Here is a 25,351-nt window from a genome sequence, read left to right as displayed (position 1 = left end):
CAGGGGGTTTTTCACGTGATGGCATCACCCCGGGGGGGAAAAAAACGGGTAGATGCCCACGATCAATCAATAAGGTCGAGCAGCCTTTCTTACGCCGCGTCCACCTTAAAGGCCGCGATGGAGCTGATCATGGCAAGTGCCGTCTCCTCCATCTCGTCCATGCGGGCGGCGGTTGCAAGACTGGCCTCCGAGGTGTCGGAGCTGATGGTCCCGATGGCTTCCATGGATTGCGTGATCTTCTCCGACTCCCTGGCCTGGTCCTCGGACGTACGGGAGATGCCGCCGATGAGTTCGGCGAGCTCGCCGGATACCTCCCGGATCTCCTCCAGCTTGGCGTGGGCGTCGTCGGCTCGCTTTGAGCCCTCAACAACCCTCTGGATACTGGCGTCCATACTGGCACCGGCCTCGGTGATCTCCCCCTGGATGTTCTTTACCAGGGTGTCGATCTGCTTGGTGGAGTTGGTGGAACGCTCCGCGAGGCGCTGGACCTCTTCGGCGACCACGGCAAAGCCCCGGCCCGCGTCCCCTGCCATGGCTGCCTGGATGGAGGCGTTCAAAGCCAGGATCGAGGTCCTGTCGGCGATGTCACCGATGATCTGCACGATGTTGCCGATCTCCTGGGAGCTCTCCCCGAGGCGCTTAATGGCCCGGGCTGTCTCCTGGACGTTCTCCCGGATAGCTGACATGGAGGCGTTGGTCTTGCTCACCGCGTCGGCCCCTTCACGGGCGCTTGCCGTGGACTGCTCCGATACCGAGGCCGAATGCACGGCCCGTTCCGCAACCTGGCGAATGGCGTCTGCCATGCCTCGGATGTCGTCGATGGCCGAGGCGATCTGCTCGGCCTGGAAGGTACTGGTTTGGGCCAGCTTTTCCGTGGATTCATGAACCTCGCCGGAGGTGTCGTTCACGCGGCCCGCTGCGGCCTTGACCTCCCGGACCACCTGGCCGATCTGCTCGGCCATGAGGTTAAAGGAGTCGGCAATGGCGCCTGTCATGTCTTCGGTCACCTCCGCCCGCACGGTCAGGTCCCCTTCGGTGAGGCCGCTGATTTCGGTAAGGAGCTTCATGACGCTGCCCTGGATGGCGTCACGCTCTTCACGGCTCTGGATCAGGGAGAGGGTGTTGTCCAGCATGGCGTTGAGACTCTCGGCCATGATGCCGAGTTCGTCCCGGCTCATGACCTCGGCACGGGCGTCAAAGTTACCGATACCGATCTCACTGAAAAGGGACATGATGTTGTTGACCGGCCTGACGACAATGCGCCGCGCCACCAGCCAGACAACGGCCAGGCAGAGAATAAGAGCCACCACTGCGCCCACGGAGATCTTGGCGATAAGGGCGTTGATGGGGGCTACGATCTCCTCTTTTTCAACGGCCAGGCCCACCACCATGCCGGTGGTGGGAAGAAGGGAGAACACATAGTAGATCTCTTTGCCGTCCGAGGCCCGTGTCTCCTCAAGCATTCCGCCCTTGTGCTCCTTGAAGAACCGGAAAAATGCGTCGGAGTAGCCGGGCTCCTTGTAAACGGATGAGCCCACCTTGGCCTGTCCGAAGAGCTCCCCGGCCAGGATCGTCCCCTTTTCGCCCACGAGGAAGGGTCGGGCCGTGGCATAAGGCTTGAGCCGCTTCAGGTCGGCCTGGGCATTGATCATGGACATGTCCACGGAGACCACCCCTTTGAACTCCCTGTCCCGGATGATGGGATGGACGATGGAGACCGTGGGAACCCCTCGGGTCAGGTAGACATCCGAGTAGTACATCAGGTCTGTCACGTTTCGGCCCCGCAGCATCTCAAGGGCATTTTTCTTAGGCACCTGGTACCACCCCTTGGCGGTCTGGATACTCTTACTGGGCACGATCTCATCGCGTTTGAGCCCGTCTTTCCAGTGATAAAACGGGAGAAACCGACCGTCGATCGTATGCACGGTGTCGCCGCGGTACGCCTCATCCTGGCCGTCGGCGTCGGGTTCGTAGTTGATGGCAATACCAAAGCAGCCGGGGAAAGCCTCCATGCCGGCCTTGATCTGCTCAATGGTCCCTTCGCGGTCTCCGAACATCCCCGATGCCTGGGAGATGGCCGTTGTCCGCACCATCTGCGCCGTGGCCGAGATATCCGCCTCGGTGGACTGGCCCACGTTCTTGATCGAGGCAATCATCAGCTCTTGGCTGTTGGCAATCAGGTTTTCGCGGTAAGAGTTAATAATGGTCGTCAACAGGACCGCCATCACCAACACGATCATCGATACGATGCCAAAAGACAGCTTGGTGCCGACCTTGAGGCTCTGAAAAAACGATTTTATGCGTTCCAATGCGCCACTCCTTCCTCGTGGCGACGGCCCATGCACGACGGGCCGTCGAAAAAACCCCGCGTAACCAGGGGAGATTCAAACCGAACCCGATGGATCAGAGCAGCGCCTTGACCGCATTCAGGTACTCACCATTATCAAAGGGCTTGGTCATGTACCCGTCGGCACCCTGCTTCGTCCCCCAGAACCGGTCGCTGTCCTGGGTTTTGCTGGTGAGCATGATGATCTTGATATCCTGGGTGTCCGGGGCCGTTTTCAGCTGCCGGCACACCTGGAACCCGTTCTTCTTCGGCAGGATCACGTCCAGGACAATGAGATCGGGGTGCTCACCGGTGGCCTTTTCAAGGGCCTCTTCGCCATCCACAGCCGTGATGACATCGTACCCCGCCTCGGTCAGGGGGGTGGTCATAAGGATCATGTTCGTCGGGCTGTCCTCGACAACCAGAATTTTATGTTTCGCCATTGTTTCACTCCAGAATTACTCAAAAACCCATGCAGCGCCGGTGCAGGCGCCCCGCTTACCGGGGCGCCCCGGACACATCGTCCGTACCTGCGGCCCTACCGCTTCACAAATTGATCGATGCCCTCTTCCTTCCACACCTTCAGCGTCTTCTCGTCCTTGGGGTTGATCTTGACCCCGATGGCGTTGACGGGAACATCATGTTTCTTCTGCACGTCGATCCAGTTTTTCTTCACGGCGTTGTCGATGGTCATGATTGCACTCCTTCTTGGTCTATGGATTGATGGACGACGCCCCTTGGCCCTACGGCCATGCCGTCGCCATGTGCCCGGCTTTTTCAGACAAACTCTGCCAGCAGATCCTCGATCCCTTGCCGGGTAAAGGTCTCGGGCCCTTCGGGGCCCACCACGGAGACAGCCACATGCTTCAGGGCCCTGGCAAGGCCGCTGCCTGCGGTCTCCTTGAGTTCCGCACACCCCACCGCGTCGATGGACGATAGGATCTCCTCTCCGGAGAGAAACCGCTCGAAATAAAAGGCCTGGGTGGCCAGGCGGCTCATGCGGGTCGAAGAATTCTCCGAGGCGATGAGGTGTTGGGCCCGCAGCTGCATGCGGGCCTTCCACAGCTCCTCTTCGGAGACGGGGTCATCCCCTGCGGCAAGCTGCCACAGCTCCACCAGCACAAGACACAGGACCCGGATGAGATACTCCGGGGCCGTGCTCCCTTCGATGACCAGCATACCGCCGTCGGCATAGGCGTGGTATTCCGAGCCGATGCGGTAAACCAGGCCCCGTTCCTCCCTCAACCGGGCATAGAGCCGGGAGCTCGATCCGCCGCCGATGATGCTGTTGAGCAGGTGCACCCCGTAGCGCCCCTCGTCCCCGTAGGGCAGGCAGTCAATGCCGATGGCAAAGTAAGCCTGGGACACAGGCACGTCCTCCACCACCACCCCGGAAGCAAACGAAGGGCTAAGGCTATGGGTCTTCTCCCCGGTCCCCATCATCCGCCAGAAGGCGTCCCGCACCTGGGAGAGAAAATCCCCGTGGTGAAGGTTGCCAGCGGCCGCCACGATCATGCGGTCGGGAAGGTAGTAGCGGTGGACAAAATAGATCAAATCCTCCCGGGTCATTCCCCGGACCACCTCCGGAGAACCGGCCACGGAGCGCCCCAGGGGATGTCGGCCCCAGACATGGGATTTCAGGGCGTCGTGGGCCCTGCTTGAGGGGATGTCGGACTCCCCGTCGATCTCCCGGAGGATCGAGTGTTTCTCCCGCTCCAGAGCCTCTTCAGGAAACACCGAGTTAAGAAGGATGTCCCCCATGAGATCCAGGGCGTAGGTGGTGTAATCGTCCAGGACCGTGGCCGAATAACAGGTGTAATCCCGGGTGGTGAAGGCCCCCATCTGCCCGCCGGACTCGTCCATCATCAGGGCAATATCCCGGGCACTGCGGCTTCCCGTGCCCTGGAACATCATGTGCTCGGCCAGGTGGGCCAGGCCGTGACACCCTTCGGGCTCATCCCGGGGTCCGACATCGATCATGATCCCCACGGACACAGACCGCGTCTCGGGCATGGACTCGGTGACCACGCGGATACCGTTTTCAAGTGTCGTGGCTGAATACACCGCTCAACTCCCCTCCCAGGATGTGTTCAAGATGGGGCACCACAAGGAGCCCCTCCTCCCATCGGTACATCCCCTTGACCGCCGGAAGAAGGGATGCTTCCAGATACGCCCCCGCAGACAGGGGCTCGGTACGGGGAGCGCTGCCAAGGAGCCTTGCCCCGGGGGCGATGCGCACAAGGGCCCGCTTCCAGTTCTCAGGTTCTCCTGAAAGGCCCGCCTTTCGCACCACCAGCATGCGCGTGCCGCCGTATCCGGCCTCATCGGGGGCAAAGCCCAGGAGGGTCTCCAGGGAGAGAACCGGCAGGGCCAAACCCCGCCAGTCCCCGAGGCCGCCGACATAGGCCGGGGCAAAGGGCACCTCGGAAAACCCAAGGGATCCCAGAATATCCTCCACCTGGGAGATGCCGAACAGAAACCACACCGGCTCCCCCTGGGCAAAAGCCCCAACGGCCGGGGCCAGGATCAGGGAACCCGATGAGGCGGATTTGTACTCTCTTACGTCCATGTTTTTCTCTTTTTACGATGGTGCGCAGCATGACCGCGCAACGATTCTCACAGACCTTCGTCCTCAGGATAATCAGCTGCCACGGAATCGGCCGCCAGCTCTGAGACCACCTCAACCATCATGCGTTTGACCACACGGTGGACCACCTTTTCCAACAGGGCGGGGGAGATGGCCTCAGCCAGGGCATCGTCTGTAACAGGGGTTTCGCGTGCTTCCACCGCAAGCCCGATATCAGGAACAGGGAGTTCTTCGGCCTCAGGGGCATCACACGCTTCCACCGCAAGCTCGATATCAGGAACAAGGAGTTCTTCGGCTTCAGGGGCATCAAACGCTTCCACCTCAAGCTCGATGTCAGGAACAAAGAGTTCTTCGGCCTCAAGGGCATCACACGCATCCACCGAAAGCGCGATATCTGGAACAAGGAGTTCTTCGGCCTCAGAAGCATCACACGCTTCCACCGCAAGCTCGATGTCAGGAACAGGGAGTTCTTCGGCTTCCGGGGCATCACACGCTTCCACCGCAAGCCCGATATCAGGAACAAGGAGTTCTTCGGCCTCAGGGGCATCACACGCTTCCACCGCAAGCCCGATATCAGGAACAAGAAGTTCTTCGGCTTCCGGGGCATCACACGCTTCCACCGCAAGCCCGATATCAGAAACAAGAAGTTCTTCGGCTTCCGGGGCATCACACGCTTCCACCGAAAGCGCGATATCTGGAACAGCGAGTTCTTCGGCCTCAAGGGCATCAAATGCTTCCACTGCAAGCCCGATATCAGGAACAAGGCGTTCTTCCGCTTCCGGGGCATCGAACGATTCCACCGCAAGCTCGATATCAGGAACAAGAAATGCTTCCGCTTCCGAGGCATCGAACGCTTCCACCGCAAGCTCGATGTCAGGAACAAGAAGTTCTTCCGATTCAGGGGCATCACACACGTCCACTGAAAGCTCGATATCAGGAACAAGAACTTCTTCTGCCTCAGGGGCATCGAACGATTCCACCGAAAGCTCGATATCAGGAACAAGGAGTTCGTCTGCCTCAGAAGCATCACACGCTTCCACCGAAAGCTCGATATCTGGAACAAGGAGTTCTTCGGCCTCAGGGGCTTCACACGCTTCCACCGCAAGCTCGATATTTGGAACAAGAAGTTCTTCGGCCTCAGGGGCTTCACACGCTTCCACCGCAAGCTCGATATTTGGAACAAGAAGTTCTTCGGCCTCAAAGGCATCAAAGGCATCAAAGGCTTCCACCGCCGGTTCGATGTCGAAAGCCGAAAGATCGTCTGTCACCGGGATCCGGCTTCGGGAAACAGCCGCCCTGCCCACGGCTTCCGGGCGAATCAGGGGAACCCAGCCATCCGGTCCGTGCAGGGCCTCCGGGAAGAGGTCCTTTGCCGGGCCGTTAAACACCGGAGGCATCTCCGCCATATCCTTATCAGCGCCTTCCAGCACCTTGCCCACCCCGTCCACGGACAGGGCCACCGCCCCGTCTTCCAGGCGAAGGATCACGGTTTTGGCACCGGAGGTGTCGCCATGGTGAAAACCGGCCGCCCCCAGGAGCAGGGACGCGCTGTACAGGGGCACAGTCTCCCCTTGAAAGGCAACCGATCCCATCTGTACGGTAGCCTGCCTGCCGCCATGCTCCGGGCGGCCCTGTTCCACGGAGGCAACAGAGCCCATGTCCACGCCCAGGGTCAGGGGCCCCACAGTAAACGATAAATAGGTATGCATCTGGTCCCCTTTCCGGGTCATGAGGGTGGGCCGTGCCCATTCACCGCATGGCCAGCCGTTCAATCAGGTTGAGAAACTGCCGGTTGTCGAAAGGCTTCACAACGTACCCGTCGGCCCCTAAGGCCCTTGCCTTTTCCCGGTACTTGGCCGTTGACCGAGAGGTGAGCATGACCACCGGAACCGTGCGGCAGGACGGGTGGGACCGCCTTGCGCTCAAAAATTCGTACCCGTTCATCCTGGGCATCTCCACGTCCAGGACAATCACATCGGGGGTAAGGAAAGAGAGTGTCTCCAGGGCCTCCACCCCGTCCCTGGCAAAGGTGGTTTTCCAGCCCCGGCTTTCCAGGAGCCGTGCCACCACCTGGCGGACGCTGACGGAATCATCCACAATGAGGACCTCCAGGGGCGTGTCGGCCTCGGAGTCCGTCACCGGTGCAGCAGGTCGGGCGTCACCCAACTCACCGTCCAGCAGCTCCCGGACGTTGAGGATGGGAACCAGGCTCCCGTCCCCCATCACCGTGGCCCCGGAGATCCCCTTGACGTATTGCAGGTGGCTGCCGAGGCTCTTGATAACAATCTCCTGCTGCCCCACGAGGCTGTCCACGGCCAGGGCCGCCGTCCTCTCGGGGGACTCGATCTTGAGCACAAGGGGCCGGTCTCCCACGCCCTCGCGACTCGCCGTGTCGTCGGCCATGCCCAGGACCCGGGAGAGACGATAGAGCGGAAAGACCTCATCATCCACCCGAACCGACTCCATGGGCTCGCGCACCATGTTTTCCGGGTAGACCCTCAGCATGTCGCTGATCTCGTTCAAAGGAACGGCAAAGGTGCGACCCGCCGCCGTACACAGCACAGCTCGGGTGACGGCAAGGGTCAGAGGAATACGCACCAGAAGCACCGTGCCCTGTCCCGGACCGGGGGAAGAGATGCGCACCGAGCCTTTGAGCTCTTCGATATTGGTTTTCACCACATCCATGCCCACCCCGCGGCCGGAGATCTCCGTCACCTCGCCCCGGGTGCTGAACCCGGGGGCAAAGACCAGGGAGACCAGCTCCTCGTCGCTCAAAGATGCGGCATCCACACCGGCCATGGATTCTGCTCTACGGCGGATGGCCGCAAGGTTCAACCCGGCCCCGTCATCCCGGATCCGGATCAGCACCTGGTTCCCCTCCCGGGAGGCGGATACCGCGATGATACCGGTGTCGGGTTTGCCCGCCTTACGGCGTGATTCCGGGTCTTCAATACCGTGATCCACGGCGTTGCGAAGGATATGGAGCAGGGGGTCGGCCAGTTTTTCCCAGATCACACGGTCCAGCTCGATGCCCTCTCCGCGGATGGTCAGACGCACCTGTTTTGCCAGCCTGTCGGCCACCTCCCGCACCGCCCGCCGCATCCGGGTCGTGATCACGGACATGGGGGCCATGCGGATGTGCATCAACTTTCCCTGGAGCTCGCTCAGCAGGACGCGCTGCCGGGTGACGTACCCTTCGAAGTCGCTGTGAAGGGTCTGCATGACGCTGTAGATCTCCCCGATGTCCACCGCGGATTCGGCCAGATCCCGGAGCATGAGGTTGAATTCGGAGTAGCGGTCCAGCTCCAGGCTGTCGAAGTCGCCGAAGGGATCCCCGTCACCGGCCTCGGCCAGGGCCGCACCCGGTTTTGCGATGGCCTTGACCTCGTAGCCCACCTGCAGGCTGCGGGAGGTCTCCCGCAGGCGTGCCCGGGACAGGTCCAGCTCGGAGACCGTCCCCATGAAGGCGTCGAGTTTCCGGTCAAAGGCGCTCAAGGCAATGATCTGTTCGGAGGCGAGGTTGACCAGGTCGTCGAGCTTTTCCATGCCCACGCGAAAGGTCCCCGACAATGCGGGGCCCGGTGCGCCTGCAGCCTCCCGGTCCATGGCTGCCTCATCCTCAACGGACAGGGCGTCAAAGATCCCCACGCTCTCTCCGGGCTCACCGTGGGGCCCATCCCCCTCCCCAGGGGCAGGTGCCCCGGGGGAGGCGCCGCGGATGCGGGAAAAATCGGTTTCAAGAGCGGACATTTCGTGGTCGGTCACCCGGGACGGGTCGGCCAGGAAAAGAGCCATGATGTCCGTTGCCCTCAACAGCACGGCCACGGCCTCGGGCGTGATCTCTTCGGCCTCATCGTAGAGCCAGTCCAAAAGGTCTTCCACCCGGTGCGCCCAGGCAGGCAGCCCGGTCATGCCCACAAGGCTTGAGGCCCCTTTGATGGTGTGCACGGCCCGGCGGACCTGGCGAATCTTCTCTTTTTCGTCCGCCCCCATGATCATGGGTTCCGCCACCTGCGCCTCTAAGGCCTCCAGGTTCCGGTTGATGGACTCCACGTGCTCTTCCACCTCGTCGTTGAACACGGCGAGGATCTCCGGGGCCACCCCGCTGGGGGCGTCGCCGCTCTCCGGCAGAACCCCCGGCGAACCGTCCGGTTCCTGTTCGGGAAAGGGAGCGGGACACACCGGAGGGGCATCAAAGAGAAAGGGATCCACCGACGCCACGTCGTCGTCCTCGGGCATGGGCATCCCTTCAAGGCCCTCGGCACCCGAAGGGACATCGCCCAGGAGAAGCTCGGCCTCGTCATCCCCTTCAACGCACAGGGTGGGCTCCTGATCAGGCTCCGGCACCCCAACCCCGGGGACAGAGACGTCCCCGGGGCCGGGGTCTTCGCCGAGTTCTTCCAGAAACAAGGCCACGGCCTCTTTGTCCCCTGTTTCGGGCAACCCCCGGAGGCGCCTGAACACCGCCACCGATCGGGCCACCATGGAGGTCTCATGGGCACGGTCCGTAATCCGTCCCAGGGCAAAGGCGTCAAAGTGGTCCACGGCTTCTGCCATGGCGTCGAGGAAAGGGGCATCCACCGGCAAGGCCCCTTCCATGGCCTCCTCCAGTGCCTCTTCCACGGGCGCGGCCGCATGGCTCAGGCCCACAAGTCCCACAAGGGACGCCGCCCCGTGGATGATATGGACCAACCGGTGGAGTTCCTGAACCTCCTCCACACGGCGGGGCTCGGCGGACAGCGCCTCGATTCCGCGGCGAAGCAACGGAATGTAAGTTGTCACTTCATCAATAAATCCATTGACAATGCTGCTGTTTTGAGATCCCACGATACGATTCGTCCCCCATATTGACTGTCGTAACGGCTCGAAAGCTCCGTGTTGAGCCTCCGCCCGTGTCCGCTCACGCCTTTCGAAAGCTGTTCATCCGGTCCGAGGTCAGCAGTGCCTTCACATCAAGAAGGTAGAGCAGCGAGTCACCGGTGGCGGCAACCCCTGCGAGATAGGGCGTGATATCCCCCCTGGTGAACGGGTTGGAAGAGACCTTCCATGCCCCTTCGGCCAGGGAGACCATCCCCTCCAGCCGATCCACTCGAACCCCCACCTTGAGATGATGGGCATGCAGCACAACCATGCTGCCCCCTCCCGGAGAGACCGAAGGGCCCCTGCCGAAAAAAGCCTTCAAATCGACCATGGAGACCACGTCTCCGCGAATGTTGCTGATGCCCGACACCCAGCCGGGAAGGTTCGGCAGAGGGGTCACCTTGGGGAGTCTCCCCACTTCCAGGGCACAGCCCAGAGGAACCGCAAAATGCACCCCATCCATCCGGAAGCGGATGTAAGGCTCGGAATCGGCCTGGCCGGCCTCCGGCTCCCGGAAAGGTCCTGTCTTTTCGGAAGGGAAGGAACGCTCCGGTTCCTCCGCCCCCATCTCAGCCAGCAGCTCATCCAGGGGGGGCGATGTGTCGCTTCCCGCATCCGGTCCGAGCCCGTCGGTCTCTCGTTTGTCCATTTGTAACATCCCGTTTTTCAGAACAGGGCCGGAGCACGGTCCACGCCCTACATGTGCTTGACTATGGTCTGCAACAACTCGTCGGGGTTAAAAGGCTTGGTCAGGTACGCAGCGCTTCCTGCGATTTTTCCCTTCATGCGGCTCATGAACCCGTCCCGGCTGGTCAGCATCACAACGGGGATGGCCTTGAGGTCTCGCTTGTTCTTAATGATGGAGAGAATCTCGTATCCGTTCATCTTGGGCAGGATGATGTCCAGCAGGATCAGGTCGGGTCGCTCTTCGCTGAGTTTGCTCAGGGCCTCCAGGCCGTCCACGGCCTCGATGATGCGATACCCCTTCATGTTCAGGGTGGCGCCGATGACCTTGCGCGTGGTGGCGCTGTCCTCAACCACCAGAATCGTCTTGCCGTCCCCCACGGTCTCGGCCTGGGGCGAGGCCTTCTCCCCCGTTTCATCCGAGACCTGCTGGGCGGCCATCCAGGTGAGGTAGAGCTTCAGCTGGTCTGAAAAAAAAGGCTGTTCCCCTGCCAGGGCCACGGTGTCGTTGAAGAGCTCTAAGGTGCGGTCCGTGTCCTTGATATTGAAATGGCACATGGCCATGTAATACGACGCATAAAGGTTCCGGTTCGCTTCCCTTGCCAGGACCCTGGCAAAGCGCTTCACCGAAGTGTCCACGACATCGGAATCGCAGCTGCTGTTGCCCGGGGAGAGGCTGGTACGGGTAATGAGAAGCTGCATTCCGCAGTCCGTGCAGAGCACCGCCTTCATGTTCAGGGGAGCCCAGCAAAAGGGACAGCGCTTCACCCGGTCATCGGTAACGGCGCCACGGGCCCTTTCGAACCGCTCTTTTTCCTCTGCGATCTCCTTGTCTTCCGGAGCCAGGAACAGGGCCCGTTCAATGGCCCCCTGGATGGTCTTGAGGGTGCCGATGGTCCGGGAATACCACAGCCAGGCCCCGGCCAGGTGTTTGTTGCGGTTCAACAGCGCCACAAGAAGCTGCTGCCCCCGCTTCAGCCGAAACCCCTCAATGTGGGCCACGGCCTCTTCAAGGGACCGGGCTTCATCGGCCCTCTGGTCTTTGGCCTCATCGTTGATCCGCTTGCCCTCAAGAAGCAGCTGCATCATGGAGGTGTGGATCCGCCGGGGCCGGTCACAAAATTTGATTATTTCAATTTCAGGGGTTTCCCAGGAGATCAGCTCCAGGGCGGCGGCGTGGCCCGTCAGCTCCCACACGGCGGCGTCCACAACGGCCCCGTCCCTGAAGTAAAGGTACCCCACCCGACCCCCGGACCTCAGCTTCAGGGACCATGTTTCCTGATTCATCTCAATCATGGTCACCATGCTGTCCAGGGAAAAACCCCTTACATAGTCATGCGAAGTACCAGCCAAAATCACCACCTTGCTCAGCACCTGGACAGATGCATCCTGTTGTTGTTCTTCAACGCCTCAAAGCATGCAGCAGCCCCCCCGCAACAAAACCGCGCAATGCTACGCGGAAGATGAAAGCAGAAAACGGGCCAGATTCTTTCCCTTGTCATCTTTTCTAAACGCCAGAAAAACTCCTTTATGCGCAACCAGATAAATTTACATGTTTTTTCTCATTGACTACATAAAAAGCTCAGCCTGTATCCCTCGCTGACTTAAAACGACATGCCTTTGATGCCTCATGAAAACCATGGTATTGCATGCCGAAATTACACTAAAGTGAACAACTGTCCGAAAAACAAAACGCAGTCATACGCAATGAAAAGGGCATCCGGACTTTGTCTATTTTCTACAGCAAAAAGCCTCGAAAACCGCGCCTGTGTTCCCTGTTTTTTATACCAACAGATTCAACAATTAGGTAAGACAGATCCCGGGTGGGGAACTCGTCCATGGCGTTCACTATGCCGAACAAATCGCTCTCCGGCCCCGGCCAAGACAGGATAAACAGGGCCATGGATCTGCCAGGGTTCAACCGGGGGTAAGGGGAAATAACAGTGGGTTCGAAAAGACAAAAACCCCATGCCGACGGGACGACATGGGGTCAAAAGGAAGGCAAATGAATGTTATGGGGCTCAGTGGGTCAGGATCTTGCTGAGGAAGAGCTTGGTGCGTTCGTTTTCAGGGTGGGTGAAAAAGGCATCCGGGGTGTTGGTCTCCACCACCACGCCTTTGTCCATGAAGACCACCTCACTGCCCACCTCCCGGGCAAAGCCCATCTCATGGGTCACCACCACCATGGTCATTCCCTCCCTGGCCAGGTTCATCATGACCTCCAGCACTTCGTTGATCATCTCCGGGTCCAGGGCGCTGGTGGGTTCATCGAAGAGCATGATCCGCGGCTTCATGGCCAGGCCCCTGGCAATGGCAACCCGCTGCTGCTGGCCGCCGGAGAGCTGGGAGGGGTAAGCGTCGGCCTTGTCGTGGATCCCCACCTTGGCCAGGAGTTCCATGGCGATCTCCCGGGCCTCCTTGTCCCCCATCTTCCGGACCTTTTTCGGTGCCAGGGTGATGTTGTCCAGCACCGACATATGGGGATAGAGGTTGAACTGCTGAAACACGAACCCTACCTCGGTGCGAAGCCGGGTCAGGTCTGCCTTGGGGTCGTGAACCGCGATGCCGTCCACCACAATGGAGCCGGAGTCGATGGGTTCCAGGCGGTTGATGCACCGGATGAGGGTGCTTTTGCCCGAACCGCTGGGCCCGCACACCACGGTGACATCCCCGGACCCCACGTGAAAATCGACATCCTTGAGAACATGCAGGTCCCCGTACCACTTATTTACATTATCAAACTGAATCATCCGGCCATGCTCCCGATGGATTGCGCGCGCCGCCCCGTATCCGGGACGGGCGGTTGATTCTGGTGTGGCGCCCCTTAAAAACCCCCAGCGGCCCTTCAGGCCGCGTTACGGAACCTTTACGCCGTGCGCAGGGAATTTCCAGTGGTCGCGTCATGTTTCAAGGCAACGATTGTTCACGACAATGAAACAAAAGTCAATCGTGAAGGCAAGGCACATCCCGCGGCTGCCTTTGTCCCTCACCCCATCACCGGTCCCCGTGGACGGCCACAGGAAGATTCTGTCAATCCTCCTTTTATGCTATAGAAAAACAGATTCTCCCGGGGACTTCCCTTTCCGCGCCCGTTGCCTGGCCCGGCCGGTCGGAACCCCGCCCGACGTCCACCTTATGAAGTGACAGGTACCATATGAAACGTCGAGCGTCCCTTAAAAATCGGTTTTTTGCAGGGGCCTCCGCCATCCTGCTCCTTTTTTGCAGCGTGGTCTCCCTGGTGGAGTACGCCTGGCTCTCGGACCAGGTGGAGGAACAGGCCGCCCACAACGCCGCACGCCACCTGGCAACGGCCTCGGCCATCCGCACCTACGCCAAGGATGTCCTGCGCCCGGTCATGGAAAGCGAGCTCTCTGCCAACCGCTTTGTCATCGAATCCATGTCCACCTCCTACATCTCCCGGGAGATCATGAAGAACCTCAACGAAAGGTTCCCGGAGTTCACCTACAAACGGGCCGCGGACAACCCCCGCAACCCCCTGAACCGGGCAGACCCCTTTGAAGAAGAGCGCATTGCCTGGTTCGACACCCACCGCGAGGAGACCGGCTGGGAGGGCATGATCACCCGGTCGGACGGCACCCACTACGTCAAGATGGAACCCATCACCGTAGAAGACTCCTGCCTGAGGTGCCACGGGGTTCCCGAAGACGCTCCGAAAGAGCTCAGGGAGCGTTACGGAGACGCGGCCAGCTACGGATACGCCGTGGGGGACGTGGTGGCAGCCGACACCCTGTACATCCCCATGACCCACTATCGCATCCAGATCAAGGAGAAGGCGTGGGGTGTCTTTATCGTGGGGTTTGCCGCCCTCTTCTGCCTCATGGGCCTGTTTCGCCTCCTCTTTAACCGCACGGTGCACAACCGCCTCTCCCACCTGCTGGAGACCTTCACCCGGTTGTCGGGCACCTCCGGCGACACCCCCAGCGACCCCATCCCGGCCGGTGACGAGGTGGACCGCCTGGCCCTGGCCTTTGAAGAGGCCGCCGAGAACCTGGAGGCAGCCCACAACGATCTCACCCGATCCGAGAGCAAATACAGGCGCCTTTTTGAACACAGCCCCAACGCCATCCTTCTCTTCGGGGCCGACGACCGCCTCACCGACATCAACCGGGCAGGCCTTTCCCTGTTCAAGCTCGACTCCATGGCCGAGGCCTTTCTCATGGAAGCCTTCCATACCCTCTTCTGGGACGGCAGAGACGCCGCTACCGTGGGCGCCCAGGTCAAGGAAGGACTCGTCCTCTACGAAAAAGAGCTCTCCATGGTGGATCGCTTCGGGGTGCGCATCGACGCCCTGGTCACTGCCACCGGCCTCTTTGACGAGGCTTCGGGCACCTACCTCGGCATGGAGATGGTCTTAAGGGACATCACCCGGCAAAAGCAGATCAACGCCCACCTGGCCCAGACCGAAAAGCTCGCCTCCATCGGCCAGCTCGCCGCAGGGTTTGCCCATGAGATCAACAACCCCCTTGGGGTCATCAGCTGCTATGCGGACCTTATAGACAAACAGGTGAAGGGCAACGCCCAGCTCAAAGAGGACGTGGGGGTGATCACCAAGCACGCCTCCCTGTGCACCCACGTGGTGGAGTCCCTCCTCAACTTCGCCCGGGTCAACAAACCGGAGTTCCTCATGCACGACCTCCACGGCATCCTGGACGATATCCTCTCCATCCTGCGCCACCGTATGGAAAAGGTCGGGGTAACCGCCCAGACCCGCTACCTGGCCACCGGGGTGGAGCTCCCCCTGGACCCGGAAAAAATCCGGCAGCTCTTCATGAACCTTGTCATCAACGCCATCCAGGCCATGGACAAAGGGGGCGAGCTGACTGTCGCAACGCGCCTTGTCGACGCCAGCCACCTGGAGGTCACCGTGGCCGACACCGGCGTGGGCATAAGCCCCTCGGACCGCACGCGCATCTTCGAGCCTTTCTTCACCACCAAGGCCAAAGGCGTGGGAACGGGCCTGGGCCTGTCGGTGAGCTACGGCATCGTGCGGCAGCACGGCGGGACCATCGACGTGGAAAGCACCCCCGGGGAGGGGACCTGCTTTGCGGTCACCCTGCCCTTACGAAAAGACCCGGAGACAAAAGGGAAAAGCAACAGTGAACCCACATGAAACCATCCTGATCGTGGACGATGAAACCGACCTGACCCGGGGCCTTGCACGCACCCTTCAGATGGCCCTGCCCGTGACGGTGCGCACCGCCGCAAGCGGTGAAGAGGCCCTGGCCATCCTGAAACTGGAATCCGTGGACCTTATCCTCACCGATATCAGCATGCCGGAAATGAGCGGCATGGAACTCCTGGAACAGATCCTTGCAGACGATGCCACCCAGACCGTTATCCTCATGACGGCTTACGGCACCATCGACGTGGCGGTCTCAGCCATGAAAAAAGGGGCCTGGGATTTCCTTCAGAAGCCCTTTGCCTCGGACACCCTCGTGCGCATCGTCACCAAGGGCCTGGAGCGCCACCGGCTCCTCAGGGAGAACCGGGAACTCACGGCCCGCCTCGCCGAAACCTCGGGCAGCCCCCTCGTGGGCAACAGCGTCCCCATCCGCCAGACCCTGGACACCCTGGCCATGCTGGGACAAAGCGACGTCACCGTCCTGATCCGGGGAGAGACCGGCACGGGCAAGGACCTGGCCGCCCGCATCATCCACGAGGCCAGCGACCGCAAGGCCAAGCCCTTTGTCACCGTCAACTGCCCGGCCCTGCCCGAGGGGCTTCTGGAGAGCGAGCTCTTCGGCCACAAAAAAGGGGCCTTCACCAACGCGGACACAGACAAAGTCGGCCTCTTCGACCAGGCCAGGGGAGGCACGCTCTTTCTGGACGAAATCGGCGACCTCACCCCCGGCCTCCAGACCAAGCTCCTCAGGGTCCTCCAGAACCGGGAAATCCGCCCCCTGGGCGATCCCGAGAGCCACACCGTGGACGTGCGCATCCTGGCCGCCACCAACCAGGCCCTGGAGGCCAAAATCGACGACGCCTCGTTTCGTGCAGACCTCTTTTACCGCCTCAACGTGGCAACCGTCACCATGCCCCCGCTGCGGGACATACGCGACGACATCCCCCTTCTCGTGGAGCACTTCCTCTCCAAGGCCTCCCGGGACCTGAAACTCCCCAGGAAACAGCTCTCCCCCGTGCTCATGGCCTCGGTATGCAGCCGCCCCTGGCCGGGCAACACCCGGGAGCTCGAAAACACCCTCACCGGCTGGGTGGCCCTCACCCAGGGCGACACCATCGACCTCTGCGAAGTACCGGACACACCGCCCCATGGAGACACCCCCACGGATTCCTTTGCCGTGCCCTACCTGGACCAGAAGGAGAAAATCATCGAGTCCTTCACCCGGGACTACCTCCACCGCCTCTTTACCGAAACCGGCGGCAACGTCGCCCTCTCCGCCCGCAAAAGCGGCATCAAGCGCCAGTCCCTCCAGAAGATCATCCAGCGCTATGCCATCGACGTGGAGTCGTACAGAACGTAAGGGGATAGGAAAAAAGGGAGGAGGGGAAAATGCCTCCGGCGGCCAGGTGGGGGCACCTGGAAACCCTGTGCCGAATGCATGAAGGCAACCATTATGCTATCGCTCTCGGGGCATTCCCGTGATGTGTGACTGCGACAACCGTTTTTACAGGAGAGGCCCATTTCATTCTTCTATAAACACGATAAAAGGCATTTGAGATTCGCTTGACATTAACCGGAATACCTCCAGCGGTCAAAGGCTGAGCCACTGGAACCCAGTGTTTGCAGAAGCACCGAAGGTAAGGGCAATGCCTGTATCAAGCCTCGTGTTTGAAAACCCGACGTCTTTTGCCTTTTCTATGCTGCGCCATGATCACCCTGGCATGGGGTTTCATGACCGTTAAGGTTCTTCGGCGGTGCGCAAGCCCACCCTACCTCACGACCCTTCCACTGTGGACAACCCGTCACATCCACATGAGAGTGCGCTTACGTACCCTTTGGGTTCTACAGAAACGACATAGCGCTTCACAAAATCAAACAAACGCCAACACGTAACATATTGAAAAATAGAAACATTAAAAAACAAACATCCCAACCATCCCCATTTCAGTCAAACAACGGTCAAACAAATCCAAAAAGGTCACTCAACCCACCCTGGAAGATACTTACGGGCCTTGCTTCCGACACTCTCATCATGGCAACGAATCAAGCCCGAGGTGATGGCATCTTTTATGATTCGTGAGGCCATGGCACTGTTCTTGTCTTCGATGCCAAACCGCTCCCTCAGGGTGGCATTGGTCATAAAATCCCGTTGCACATATTTCAGGCAGGCGTGGAGATAGCAGGCTCGAATGCGGTCATCCTTGTCCATATCCTTAAATTCTCGATGGGAAAAAAGGACAGCACAGGTATGTTCCTCAGTGGTTTCAAACAATGGTGCTGGCAATTGGAATACTTCGGTTTCAAACACGACTTTGTCCACGCCACTGCCACGCTCCTCGCAGACGCCAATGCGGCGCATGAACGACGCCAACGCTTCATTGCGTGATTTTGGGGGACTGTCGAGAAACCGTTCGGTATTGACCAATGGAAGTCCGGGGTTGGTAATCTCCATACGATGATCAAAAATCTCAACCATGGGTGCGGTACCGGTGGCATGAAAATCCTGATGAATAATGGCGTTGGCAACGAGCTCGCGGATGGCCAATTCAGGAAACATGGGCACGTCCCTTCGAAAGGCCTTGCCGATCACTTCATTGCTGGGCAGCAGATTGGTAACAAAGCCGATAAGCCCATCAAAGCCTGCCGCATAGCCCTTGGTTCCTTCCTGCTCTCGAACCGTTTCGACCCGGCCTTCACCTTTATACAGTACGACTCTCAAGGCTTTTCGTTTCAAAGAACGAAAATCGGCCAAACGTTTGGCAAACAATACCGCGCCCAGGTTTGTAATGTTCCACGCCCCCCCTTTTCCGGGAGCAATCATCTCATCTAAGGCCAAGGCGTCCAAAATTCCATTGCGGCCTTCGGGCAAAGGCAACCCGAGCAAATCGAAATAAGTCGGATAGTCCAGTAGCTTCAGAACATCCCCTGCGGAGACATGCTCTGCTGCGATTTCCCGTTCAAAAGGGGTTTGGTCAAACACCCGCCACAGCTCTCGCTCTTTTTCGGGAAAATCCTTGAGCCTCTTCTTGTAGGATCCGACCCGGATAAACTCTGTCCCCTTGAACTGCACGGGGTGACGAAAGGCCGCCCCGATCTCCAGCATCACAACCGTTTTTTGCTCCACCTGAAGTGAATGAAAGCGAAAATTGATCTTGGGCGACAGCAAACGCAGCAGCCAACTCTCCAGTTCTTCACCGCCCACACGTAAAGACGCAGGATCAAAGGTCGTGCCCACCACCCCGTGCGAGGCGTCGTCCACACCCCAGACCAGATAGGCATGCACCTTTCCCATCAACGCGGCACTGTTTGCCAGAGCGGACAGATACTCGCCAGTCTCCTCGGGCTTGCCGTTGTTGCGCTTGAACTCCACCCACTCGGTTTCCATGGGGAGGTTGCGCAGTTCGTGGAGCAGGCTCAACAAATACTCGGTGGAACGATCAACGGTCATCGTCTCGAAACCTCCCAGTGGATATGAAATATCTATATACAGCTATGGCAGATACCGTCGAATTTCATCACAAAACAGCTCTTTATGCCACAGACATCTGACCGTTCATAAGCATTGTTAGAAGGCAATCACGGAGCTTGGCGAATTGAACAACTTCAAGCTATTTGATTGACTAAATGGTCTACGAATTGAGAAGACCTGCTTTGCAATAGGGTTTTTGCCATTTCACTGGGCAAAGTATTATATCTTCGATACCTTGTGCAAGAGAATAAGGGCACCTCGTTTCTTCCTGTTCCTGCGTCATACCAGACCACAGAAATAGAGTCCCTACACCTCCGAATAAAATACTTAAAGCAAACGCCACCATTACCCCTGCCCCCCCAGCACGGCAGGTGCCCCCCCAAGGCGGCACCCTATCATCTCACCCGCCGGGGGCGCCTCTGTTCCCTGCCCTCCAATGCTCTTCATCAAATTCACTGATGAGTTTCATTCATTAACCTTGCGCCCCCTACAGGGGGCACCCCCCGACACCCAACAACATCCATAAGCGATTTTTATCGGTTTCATTCCGAGAACTTATGCATTCCGCTGCATCTTCTGGCATTCCCCTTGCTCCTTTACCGGGCATGAATTGTTTGCCGGGCGCTGCCCTCCATGCAGGGGGCAGGAGGCCTGCTTCACCCGGGCACACCTTTTACGAGGGACGCTGTTCCACCACCATTTGGGAGGAGAAGAGAGATATGACAACGGAAAACAAGGACAACATCGTCTACGACAGTGGCAAAGGGCGCCTGTCGGACTTATGGAAAAAAGAAGATTACTGGGCCATCTGGCTGGGCTTTATCCTGCTCTTTGCGGGCATGATCATTTACTTTCCCAAGGGAGACGCCGCGGTCAAGGCCAAGATCACCGAGGCCAACGCCACCTTGACCCAGGAGAGTGAACGGGCGCCGTTCAAGACCATTGAGTGGTACTCGGCCGTGGACGCCAAGAAAAAGCTCAAGGCCACCTCCAGCCCCGTGGGCAAGGCCATCAAAAAATTCACCAGCAAGCCCCATAAATGGAGCGGCAACCCCATCTCCGCCTTTTACCTGAGCGCCGAAGACGCCAAGGCCCTGTCGGCCAAGGGGATGGTGAAGTACGACGCGGGCAAGGCCAAAGTGTCTGAAGCCCTTGAAGCGGCCACCGCAGCCCAGGCCGCAGCCGCTGCCGCAAACTTCGGCGACACCGCCCTCAATGCCGATGCCGGCAAGAAGATCGATGACTGGCGCAGCGCCCACGCCAAGCTGGGCAGCCTCAAGAAGAAGGCCAACGTCAAACCCTACAACCTGCTGCCCGGCCTCATCGGCTTCATGATCTTCCTGGCCCTCTTCTTCGGCGTGGGCATCGCCTTCATGGGAGACTCCTTTGCCAGGTTCGCCAAGGCCTTCTGCTTTGTCTTCGCCGTGGCGGTGCTGGCTTACGTGGCCGCGGCCAACGCCACCATGAAGCACTACGGCATCGGCTACGCAGCCTGGGCCATTCTCTTCGGCATGATCATCAGCAATACCGTGGGCACCCCCGAGTGGGTGAAACCCGGTGTCCAGACCGAGTACTACATCAAAACCGGCCTGGTACTCCTTGGGGCTGAGGTACTTTTCAACAAGATCCTCTCCATCGGTATCCCGGGCATCTTCGTGGCCTGGGTGGTGACCCCCGTCGTGCTGATCACCACCTACTGGTTCGGCCAGAAAATCCTGAAGATCGAATCCAAGACCATGAACATGACCATCTCCGCGGACATGAGCGTCTGCGGGGTCTCGGCAGCCATCGCCACGGCCTCGGCCTGCCGGGCCAAAAAAGAGGAGCTGACCCTGGCCGTTGGCCTCTCCCTGATCTTTACCTCCATCATGATGATCATCATGCCCGCCGTCATCAAGGCCACCGGCATGGACTACATCCTGGGCGGCGCCTGGATGGGCGGTACCATTGACGCCACGGGCGCCGTGGCCGCGGCCGGCGCCTTCCTCTCGGAGCGGGCCCTTTACGTGGCCGCCACCATCAAGATGATCCAGAACGTGCTCATCGGCGTCATCGCCTTTGGTGTGGCCATTTACTTCGTGGCTGAAGAGGAGGCCGCCAGCGGCCGCAAGGTGGGGCTCATCGAAATCTGGAACCGATTCCCCAAATTCGTCATCGGGTTCATCATCGCCTCCATTGCGTTCTCGACCCTCTACACCTCCATCGGCAAGGACCTGGCCTACGTCATCATCGACCACGGCGCCATCCGGGGCTTCTCCAAAATCGGTCGGGGCTGGTTCTTCTGCCTGGCCTTTGCCAGCATCGGCCTGGCCACCAACTTCCGGGAGCTGAAGTCCTACTTCAAAGGAGGCAAGCCCTTGATTCTCTATGTCTGCGGCCAGAGCCTCAACCTGTGCCTGACCCTGATCATGGCCTACATCATGTTCTTCCTGGTCTTCCCGGAGATCACCGCCAAGATCTAACGGAATAAGGAGAAAACCATGGACCCTAACAGCCCATTGTCAAAACGGATCGGAGGTCTTCTGGCAAGCATCGCCGGATGCCTTCTCATGATCTACGTCATCGGCCCCTGGCTGGACAGCCTCTCCGCCATCAAGCCGCTGGCCGATTTCATTGAAGAGCGCGACATCAACGCCAACGCCTACTATTACACCGAGGTGGCTGAGTTCTCCGATGCCGAGCTCAACATGAAAAACACCATGACCTACATGCCCAAATAGGTCTTTTCCGCCCCCGACAGTACGGCAGGGAAGGCCCAAATAAAAAACGCCCGCGTAGCACGCGGGCGTTTTTTTGTTTTTTCTATTTTTCCTATAGGGGGGGGCACCTTAATTAAAGCCGGGGTTACTCCTTGGCTTCCAGGGTGTTGATGGGACCGGAAAAGAGGATGGGGGCCACCTCCAGATTTTCCGCGTTCATCATGGATGCGATGCGCTGAAGGGAAGAGAGCAGAAGGGTCTGCTCCCAGGATTCGAGCTTATTGAATCGCGCCACAAACTGCTCGTGGAGCAGGGACGGCTTGTTCTGGATAATCTCAAGGGCTTTGTCGGTGGCTGCCACCAGCACCCGCCGTTTGTCGGTCTCCCCTTTTTTCCGTTTCAGGACGCCGTTCTTCTCAAGGCGTTCCACGATATTGGTCACCGTGGCCTGGCTGAGGCTCACCTTTTTGGCCAGGCTCCCGATGGAGATCTCCCCCTCCCTGGCGATCACCTGGATCACCACAAGCTGGGGCCCGGTCAGGCCGTATTTCTTTACAAGCTGCTTTGAGTGCAGGTCCGTGGCCCGTATGATCTGCCGCAGGGAGATCAACAGGTCGTAGCAGATATCATGGTCATCAACCATCGGTTACGCCTCTCCATAATAAAAGTGATCATTCCACACAAAATCCCTTCTATCAGCTCTCATGGGGCTTGTACAGAACCCACCTCTTTTTCCCTGCGTTTTTGGTTTCACGCATGGCCATATCCGCCTGTTTAAAAAGAACAACCTTAAAATCGATGCCTCCGGCGGCGAGGTGTGTCACCTCAAAAGCAGGTTGCCAATGTGCTTTCCCCTTCGTTCCTCAGGGAAAATCACATTCGCTATTGATTCAGATGAAACGGAGTCTGTTTTTAAACCCAGTTTATTAGACCCGTCGTTATGAGATCAGTCAAAAGTTTAGCCCCCGGCAGGGCCGCCGGAGGCAACTGAATCATTACAAAATAGGGAAGGGGATTTGGAACTCGGAATGAGGGGGGATTTCTGGTAGGGTGCCATGGGAGTCGAGGGGCAAAGGGTGCCTGAAGATACGCCGTTAGGAGGATCCGGTCGAATGGGAAGATTCGCCCGGGAAACGTATCGCGCCCCCTGTTTCACCACATCAACAGGCGGTCGGCAACATCCTTTGCCCCTCGGTCTCCTGTGGAGGGACTGGCACACACGACGGCAAGGCATCGCGGTGCCATAAAATCGAGTCCAAGCCTCAGGCCAGCATGGCCTTGGCAAGCTTGCTTGCGGACCCGGCATCAGCGGCGTAGGCATCGGCCCCGATCTCATCGGCGAAGGCCTGGTCCACCGGCGCACCACCCACCATGATCTTCACCCCGTCGCGCAGGCCGGAGGCGGTGATCTGCTCCACCGTGGACTTCATCATGGGCATGGTGGTGGTCAGCAGGGCCGAGAGGCCCACAATGTCCGGCTGCTTCTCCCGGATCTCGTCCAGAAAGGTATCGATCTCCACGTCCACGCCCAGGTCGGTGACGTCAAAACCGGCACTCTCCATCATCATGACCACCAGGTTTTTCCCGATGTCGTGCAGGTCGCCTTTCACCGTGCCGATGACCACCTTTCCGACCGAGGCGTTTTCGTCCTCGGAGAGCAGGGGTTTTAAAATCTCCACGGCAGTCCCCATGGCCATGGCCGACATGAGCACCTCGGGGATAAACATCTCTCCGGTCTCCATGCGGCCCCCCACCACGTCCATGCCGGCAATCAGGCCGTCGGACAAAATCACCCCGGCCTCCAGGCCTTGATCCAGCGCAGCCTGCACATGGCCCACAAGGGCTTCATCGTCTCCGGCAATGAGGGTTTCGGTAATGGTTTTCAGGTCAGCCATAATCAGTCTCCTTACGTTTTCCGTAGCACCAGTCTAAAAAAATCGGCCCGCCTCCCCGGCCTCCGGCGTGTCCCCGGAGGCCGGGCCGGGCTCATCAGTCACAGCAAAATCAACCCAGCCGTTTATCCACAAAGGCGGAGAGTTCGCATTCGAGTTCGGGCTCCAGGGTGGACTCGGGGCAGGCGGCAAGCCGCTCTTTGTAAAGACGGTTGGCCCGCACCAGGGCGTCTTCGCCCCCCTGTTTGTCCCACTTTTCGTGGTTGTTCCAGTCCGAAACCGTGGGCCGCCAGGCCGTCCGGCAGTTCTTCATGGTGGTGGGGTGCATAAGAAAAGAGCCCTGGGGCCCGATGGTGTCGATGAGTTCTGCCGAAAGGTCGGTGTGGATCCCGCCCACCCCTTCCATGAACCGGAGCACCCGGCTGATCATCTCCTCGTCCATAATGAACTTTTCAAAGGAGTTGGTCATGATGGAGTCCAGAACGCCCAGGCACTCGTTGATGACATGGGCCCCGCCGAGCATGCACTGCATGAGGTTCTGCATGGTCTCAAAGCCCGCCTGGGCGTCCGGCACCTTGGCGTCGTTGAGCCCTGCCATGGTGCGGGTGGGCAGATGGTACAGCTCCAGGGCCATCTGCAGGTTCACGATATTGATGAGGTGGGACTCCGGGGAGCCGGTGACGTACTGGGCGGTCATCATGTTGGGCACGGCCGTGGCCGGTGCGTAGATCACCCCGGCCCCGGGGGTGACCATCTGGCTCAGGACCAGGCCCGAGAGGATCTCGGCGTTCTGGAGCACGGCGGCGCCCAGGAGGCTCATGGGCGCGGAGATCCCGGCCAGGGCGCAGGAGAGGACCGTCACGGGCTGATTGTACCGGGCATAGGTCATGATGGTTTCAATGGGCTCGGTGTCGAAGGCCAGGGGGCTCAAGGGGTTGACGCTGGCGTAGATGCTGGGGTGATCGGCAAGGAACCCCTTGCCCACGGCCACCTCGTACATCGCAAACATCTCTTCGATTTCCCGGGCGGGCTGCACGTTGCGCTTCAAGGGCTTGGTGGTGTGCTTGAGGGTCTCGAAAAAGATGCGCAAAGGGCGCTCTTCAGGGGGCACGTCGTTGGGCTCCACGGGGATGGCCCCGGAAATGGTGCATACCGGGCTCTGGTGAGCCAGCTTGAAAAAGTCGATGAGGTCCGCCATGGTGGAGGCCCTTCGCCCGCGCTCCATGTCGTGGGTAAAGACGCAGCCGTTGCTCGGCTCCACATGTGTGCGGGTCTGTCCCTCGCCAAGGGTCACCACGGTCTCTTTGTCCCGGCCCCACAGGGAAATGGACGAAGGAGCGCTCTCCAGGGATTTTTCCAGCAGGGAGCGGGGAATCTTCACCCGGTGCCCGTCCACCTCGGCCCCGTTCTGCTTGAAAAGGGCCAGGGCTTCGTCCGACTTGAACTCGACCCCGGTGGTCTCAAGTACCTGGACGGTTGCTTCGTGAATGCGGGCCAGCTCATCTGTGCCCACCACATTGATACGGTTTGCCAATGCCATGTCCTTGTAGTCTCCTGTCACGCCGCGGTATTACGGGATATCAAGGCGAAGGGGCGCGCCTCCCCTCCGCCTTCTTGCTGTCAAAGGGTTTCATCCGGCCAGCTGCAAGGCCCTGCACAGGGAGTGCAGGGCTCTTGCATGCCGTCCGAAA

The 25,351-nt window shown here is 59.5% G+C and carries 18 protein-coding genes; 4 read left to right on the top strand and 14 right to left on the bottom strand.

Going from position 1 to position 25,351, the window contains the following annotated elements; translation table 11 throughout:
- Window positions 1–89: 89 nt before the first annotated feature.
- The 10 genes from ACOYW0_RS14325 to ACOYW0_RS14280 all read right to left on the bottom strand — a co-directional run bounded on the left by ACOYW0_RS14325 (window position 90) and on the right by ACOYW0_RS14280 (window position 13,207).
- The gene (locus tag ACOYW0_RS14325; protein ID WP_482414540.1) at window positions 90–2,309 is read right to left on the bottom strand and encodes a methyl-accepting chemotaxis protein; all 2,220 of its coding nucleotides are present in this window, start codon (window positions 2,307–2,309) and stop codon (window positions 90–92) included.
- A 94-nt stretch (window positions 2,310–2,403) separates the two neighbouring features.
- Window positions 2,404–2,769, bottom strand: a complete 366-nt coding sequence (locus ACOYW0_RS14320; protein ID WP_482414539.1) for a response regulator transcription factor — start codon at window positions 2,767–2,769, stop codon at window positions 2,404–2,406.
- A gap of 95 nt (window positions 2,770–2,864) precedes the next feature.
- On the bottom strand, window positions 2,865–3,020 hold the full coding sequence (locus ACOYW0_RS14315; protein ID WP_180137367.1) for a hypothetical protein: 156 nt from the start codon (window positions 3,018–3,020) through the stop codon (window positions 2,865–2,867).
- A gap of 83 nt (window positions 3,021–3,103) precedes the next feature.
- A complete protein-coding gene (locus ACOYW0_RS14310) occupies window positions 3,104–4,390 on the bottom strand; it encodes a M16 family metallopeptidase (protein ID WP_482414538.1) in 1,287 nt (428 codons plus the stop codon).
- Window positions 4,368–4,895 carry a chemotaxis protein CheW gene (locus ACOYW0_RS14305; protein ID WP_482414537.1) on the bottom strand — a complete coding sequence of 176 codons (528 nt, stop codon included), beginning with the start codon at window positions 4,893–4,895 and terminating at the stop codon, window positions 4,368–4,370. The genes ACOYW0_RS14310 and ACOYW0_RS14305 overlap by 23 nt, the downstream gene beginning before the upstream one ends.
- A gap of 47 nt (window positions 4,896–4,942) precedes the next feature.
- Window positions 4,943–6,622 carry a chemotaxis protein CheW gene (locus ACOYW0_RS14300; RefSeq protein ID WP_482414536.1) on the bottom strand — a complete coding sequence of 560 codons (1,680 nt, stop codon included), beginning with the start codon at window positions 6,620–6,622 and terminating at the stop codon, window positions 4,943–4,945.
- A gap of 40 nt (window positions 6,623–6,662) precedes the next feature.
- Window positions 6,663–9,740 (bottom strand): hybrid sensor histidine kinase/response regulator, encoded by a 3,078-nt coding sequence (locus tag ACOYW0_RS14295; RefSeq protein WP_482414535.1) that lies wholly within the window; start codon window positions 9,738–9,740, stop codon window positions 6,663–6,665.
- Window positions 9,741–9,813: 73 nt separating this feature from the next.
- On the bottom strand, window positions 9,814–10,422 hold the full coding sequence (locus ACOYW0_RS14290) for a chemotaxis protein CheW (RefSeq protein WP_482414534.1): 609 nt from the start codon (window positions 10,420–10,422) through the stop codon (window positions 9,814–9,816).
- A 47-nt stretch (window positions 10,423–10,469) separates the two neighbouring features.
- Window positions 10,470–11,810 carry a response regulator gene (locus ACOYW0_RS14285; protein ID WP_482414533.1) on the bottom strand — a complete coding sequence of 447 codons (1,341 nt, stop codon included), beginning with the start codon at window positions 11,808–11,810 and terminating at the stop codon, window positions 10,470–10,472.
- Between the two features lie 668 nt (window positions 11,811–12,478).
- On the bottom strand, window positions 12,479–13,207 hold the full coding sequence (locus ACOYW0_RS14280; protein WP_180137374.1) for an amino acid ABC transporter ATP-binding protein: 729 nt from the start codon (window positions 13,205–13,207) through the stop codon (window positions 12,479–12,481).
- Window positions 13,208–13,611: 404 nt separating this feature from the next.
- Here ACOYW0_RS14280 and ACOYW0_RS14275 point away from each other — a divergent pair, with 404 nt between their 5' ends.
- Together ACOYW0_RS14275 and ACOYW0_RS14270 are read left to right on the top strand one after the other, a co-directional pair.
- Window positions 13,612–15,588, top strand: coding sequence for a c-type heme family protein (locus ACOYW0_RS14275; RefSeq protein WP_482414532.1), 1,977 nt, complete (start codon window positions 13,612–13,614; stop codon window positions 15,586–15,588).
- Window positions 15,575–16,960, top strand: a complete 1,386-nt coding sequence (locus tag ACOYW0_RS14270) for a sigma-54-dependent transcriptional regulator (RefSeq protein WP_482414531.1) — start codon at window positions 15,575–15,577, stop codon at window positions 16,958–16,960. The genes ACOYW0_RS14275 and ACOYW0_RS14270 overlap by 14 nt, the downstream gene beginning before the upstream one ends.
- 618 nt (window positions 16,961–17,578) lie before the next feature.
- Here ACOYW0_RS14270 and ACOYW0_RS14265 read toward each other — a convergent pair.
- Complete coding sequence (locus ACOYW0_RS14265) at window positions 17,579–19,048, bottom strand: ATP-binding protein (protein ID WP_482414530.1); 1,470 nt, start codon at window positions 19,046–19,048, stop codon at window positions 17,579–17,581.
- Window positions 19,049–19,788: 740 nt separating this feature from the next.
- Here ACOYW0_RS14265 and ACOYW0_RS14260 point away from each other — a divergent pair.
- Both ACOYW0_RS14260 and ACOYW0_RS14255 read left to right on the top strand, forming a co-directional pair.
- Window positions 19,789–21,531 carry a YeiH family protein gene (locus ACOYW0_RS14260; RefSeq protein ID WP_482414529.1) on the top strand — a complete coding sequence of 581 codons (1,743 nt, stop codon included), beginning with the start codon at window positions 19,789–19,791 and terminating at the stop codon, window positions 21,529–21,531.
- An 18-nt stretch (window positions 21,532–21,549) separates the two neighbouring features.
- Window positions 21,550–21,789: a hypothetical protein gene (locus ACOYW0_RS14255; RefSeq protein WP_180137378.1), complete on the top strand. Its 240-nt coding sequence runs from the start codon at window positions 21,550–21,552 to the stop codon at window positions 21,787–21,789.
- Window positions 21,790–21,913: 124 nt separating this feature from the next.
- On the opposite strand, the gene ACOYW0_RS14250 is transcribed toward ACOYW0_RS14255, so the two are convergent.
- The 3 genes from ACOYW0_RS14250 to ACOYW0_RS14240 all read right to left on the bottom strand — a co-directional run bounded on the left by ACOYW0_RS14250 (window position 21,914) and on the right by ACOYW0_RS14240 (window position 25,200).
- Window positions 21,914–22,411 (bottom strand): MarR family winged helix-turn-helix transcriptional regulator, encoded by a 498-nt coding sequence (locus ACOYW0_RS14250; RefSeq protein ID WP_180137379.1) that lies wholly within the window; start codon window positions 22,409–22,411, stop codon window positions 21,914–21,916.
- A 619-nt stretch (window positions 22,412–23,030) separates the two neighbouring features.
- Entirely contained in the window at window positions 23,031–23,663 is a 633-nt protein-coding gene (locus ACOYW0_RS14245; RefSeq protein ID WP_482414528.1) for a corrinoid protein, read from the bottom strand.
- 109 nt (window positions 23,664–23,772) lie between these two features.
- Window positions 23,773–25,200 carry a trimethylamine methyltransferase family protein gene (locus tag ACOYW0_RS14240; protein WP_482414527.1) on the bottom strand — a complete coding sequence of 476 codons (1,428 nt, stop codon included), beginning with the start codon at window positions 25,198–25,200 and terminating at the stop codon, window positions 23,773–23,775.
- Window positions 25,201–25,351: the final 151 nt, after the last annotated feature.

This window comes from Desulfoluna sp. HI9BLuna (assembly GCF_056829775.1).
The sequence above is the reverse complement of the archived record's forward strand: the minus strand, read 5'-3'. Positions and strand labels throughout refer to the sequence as shown.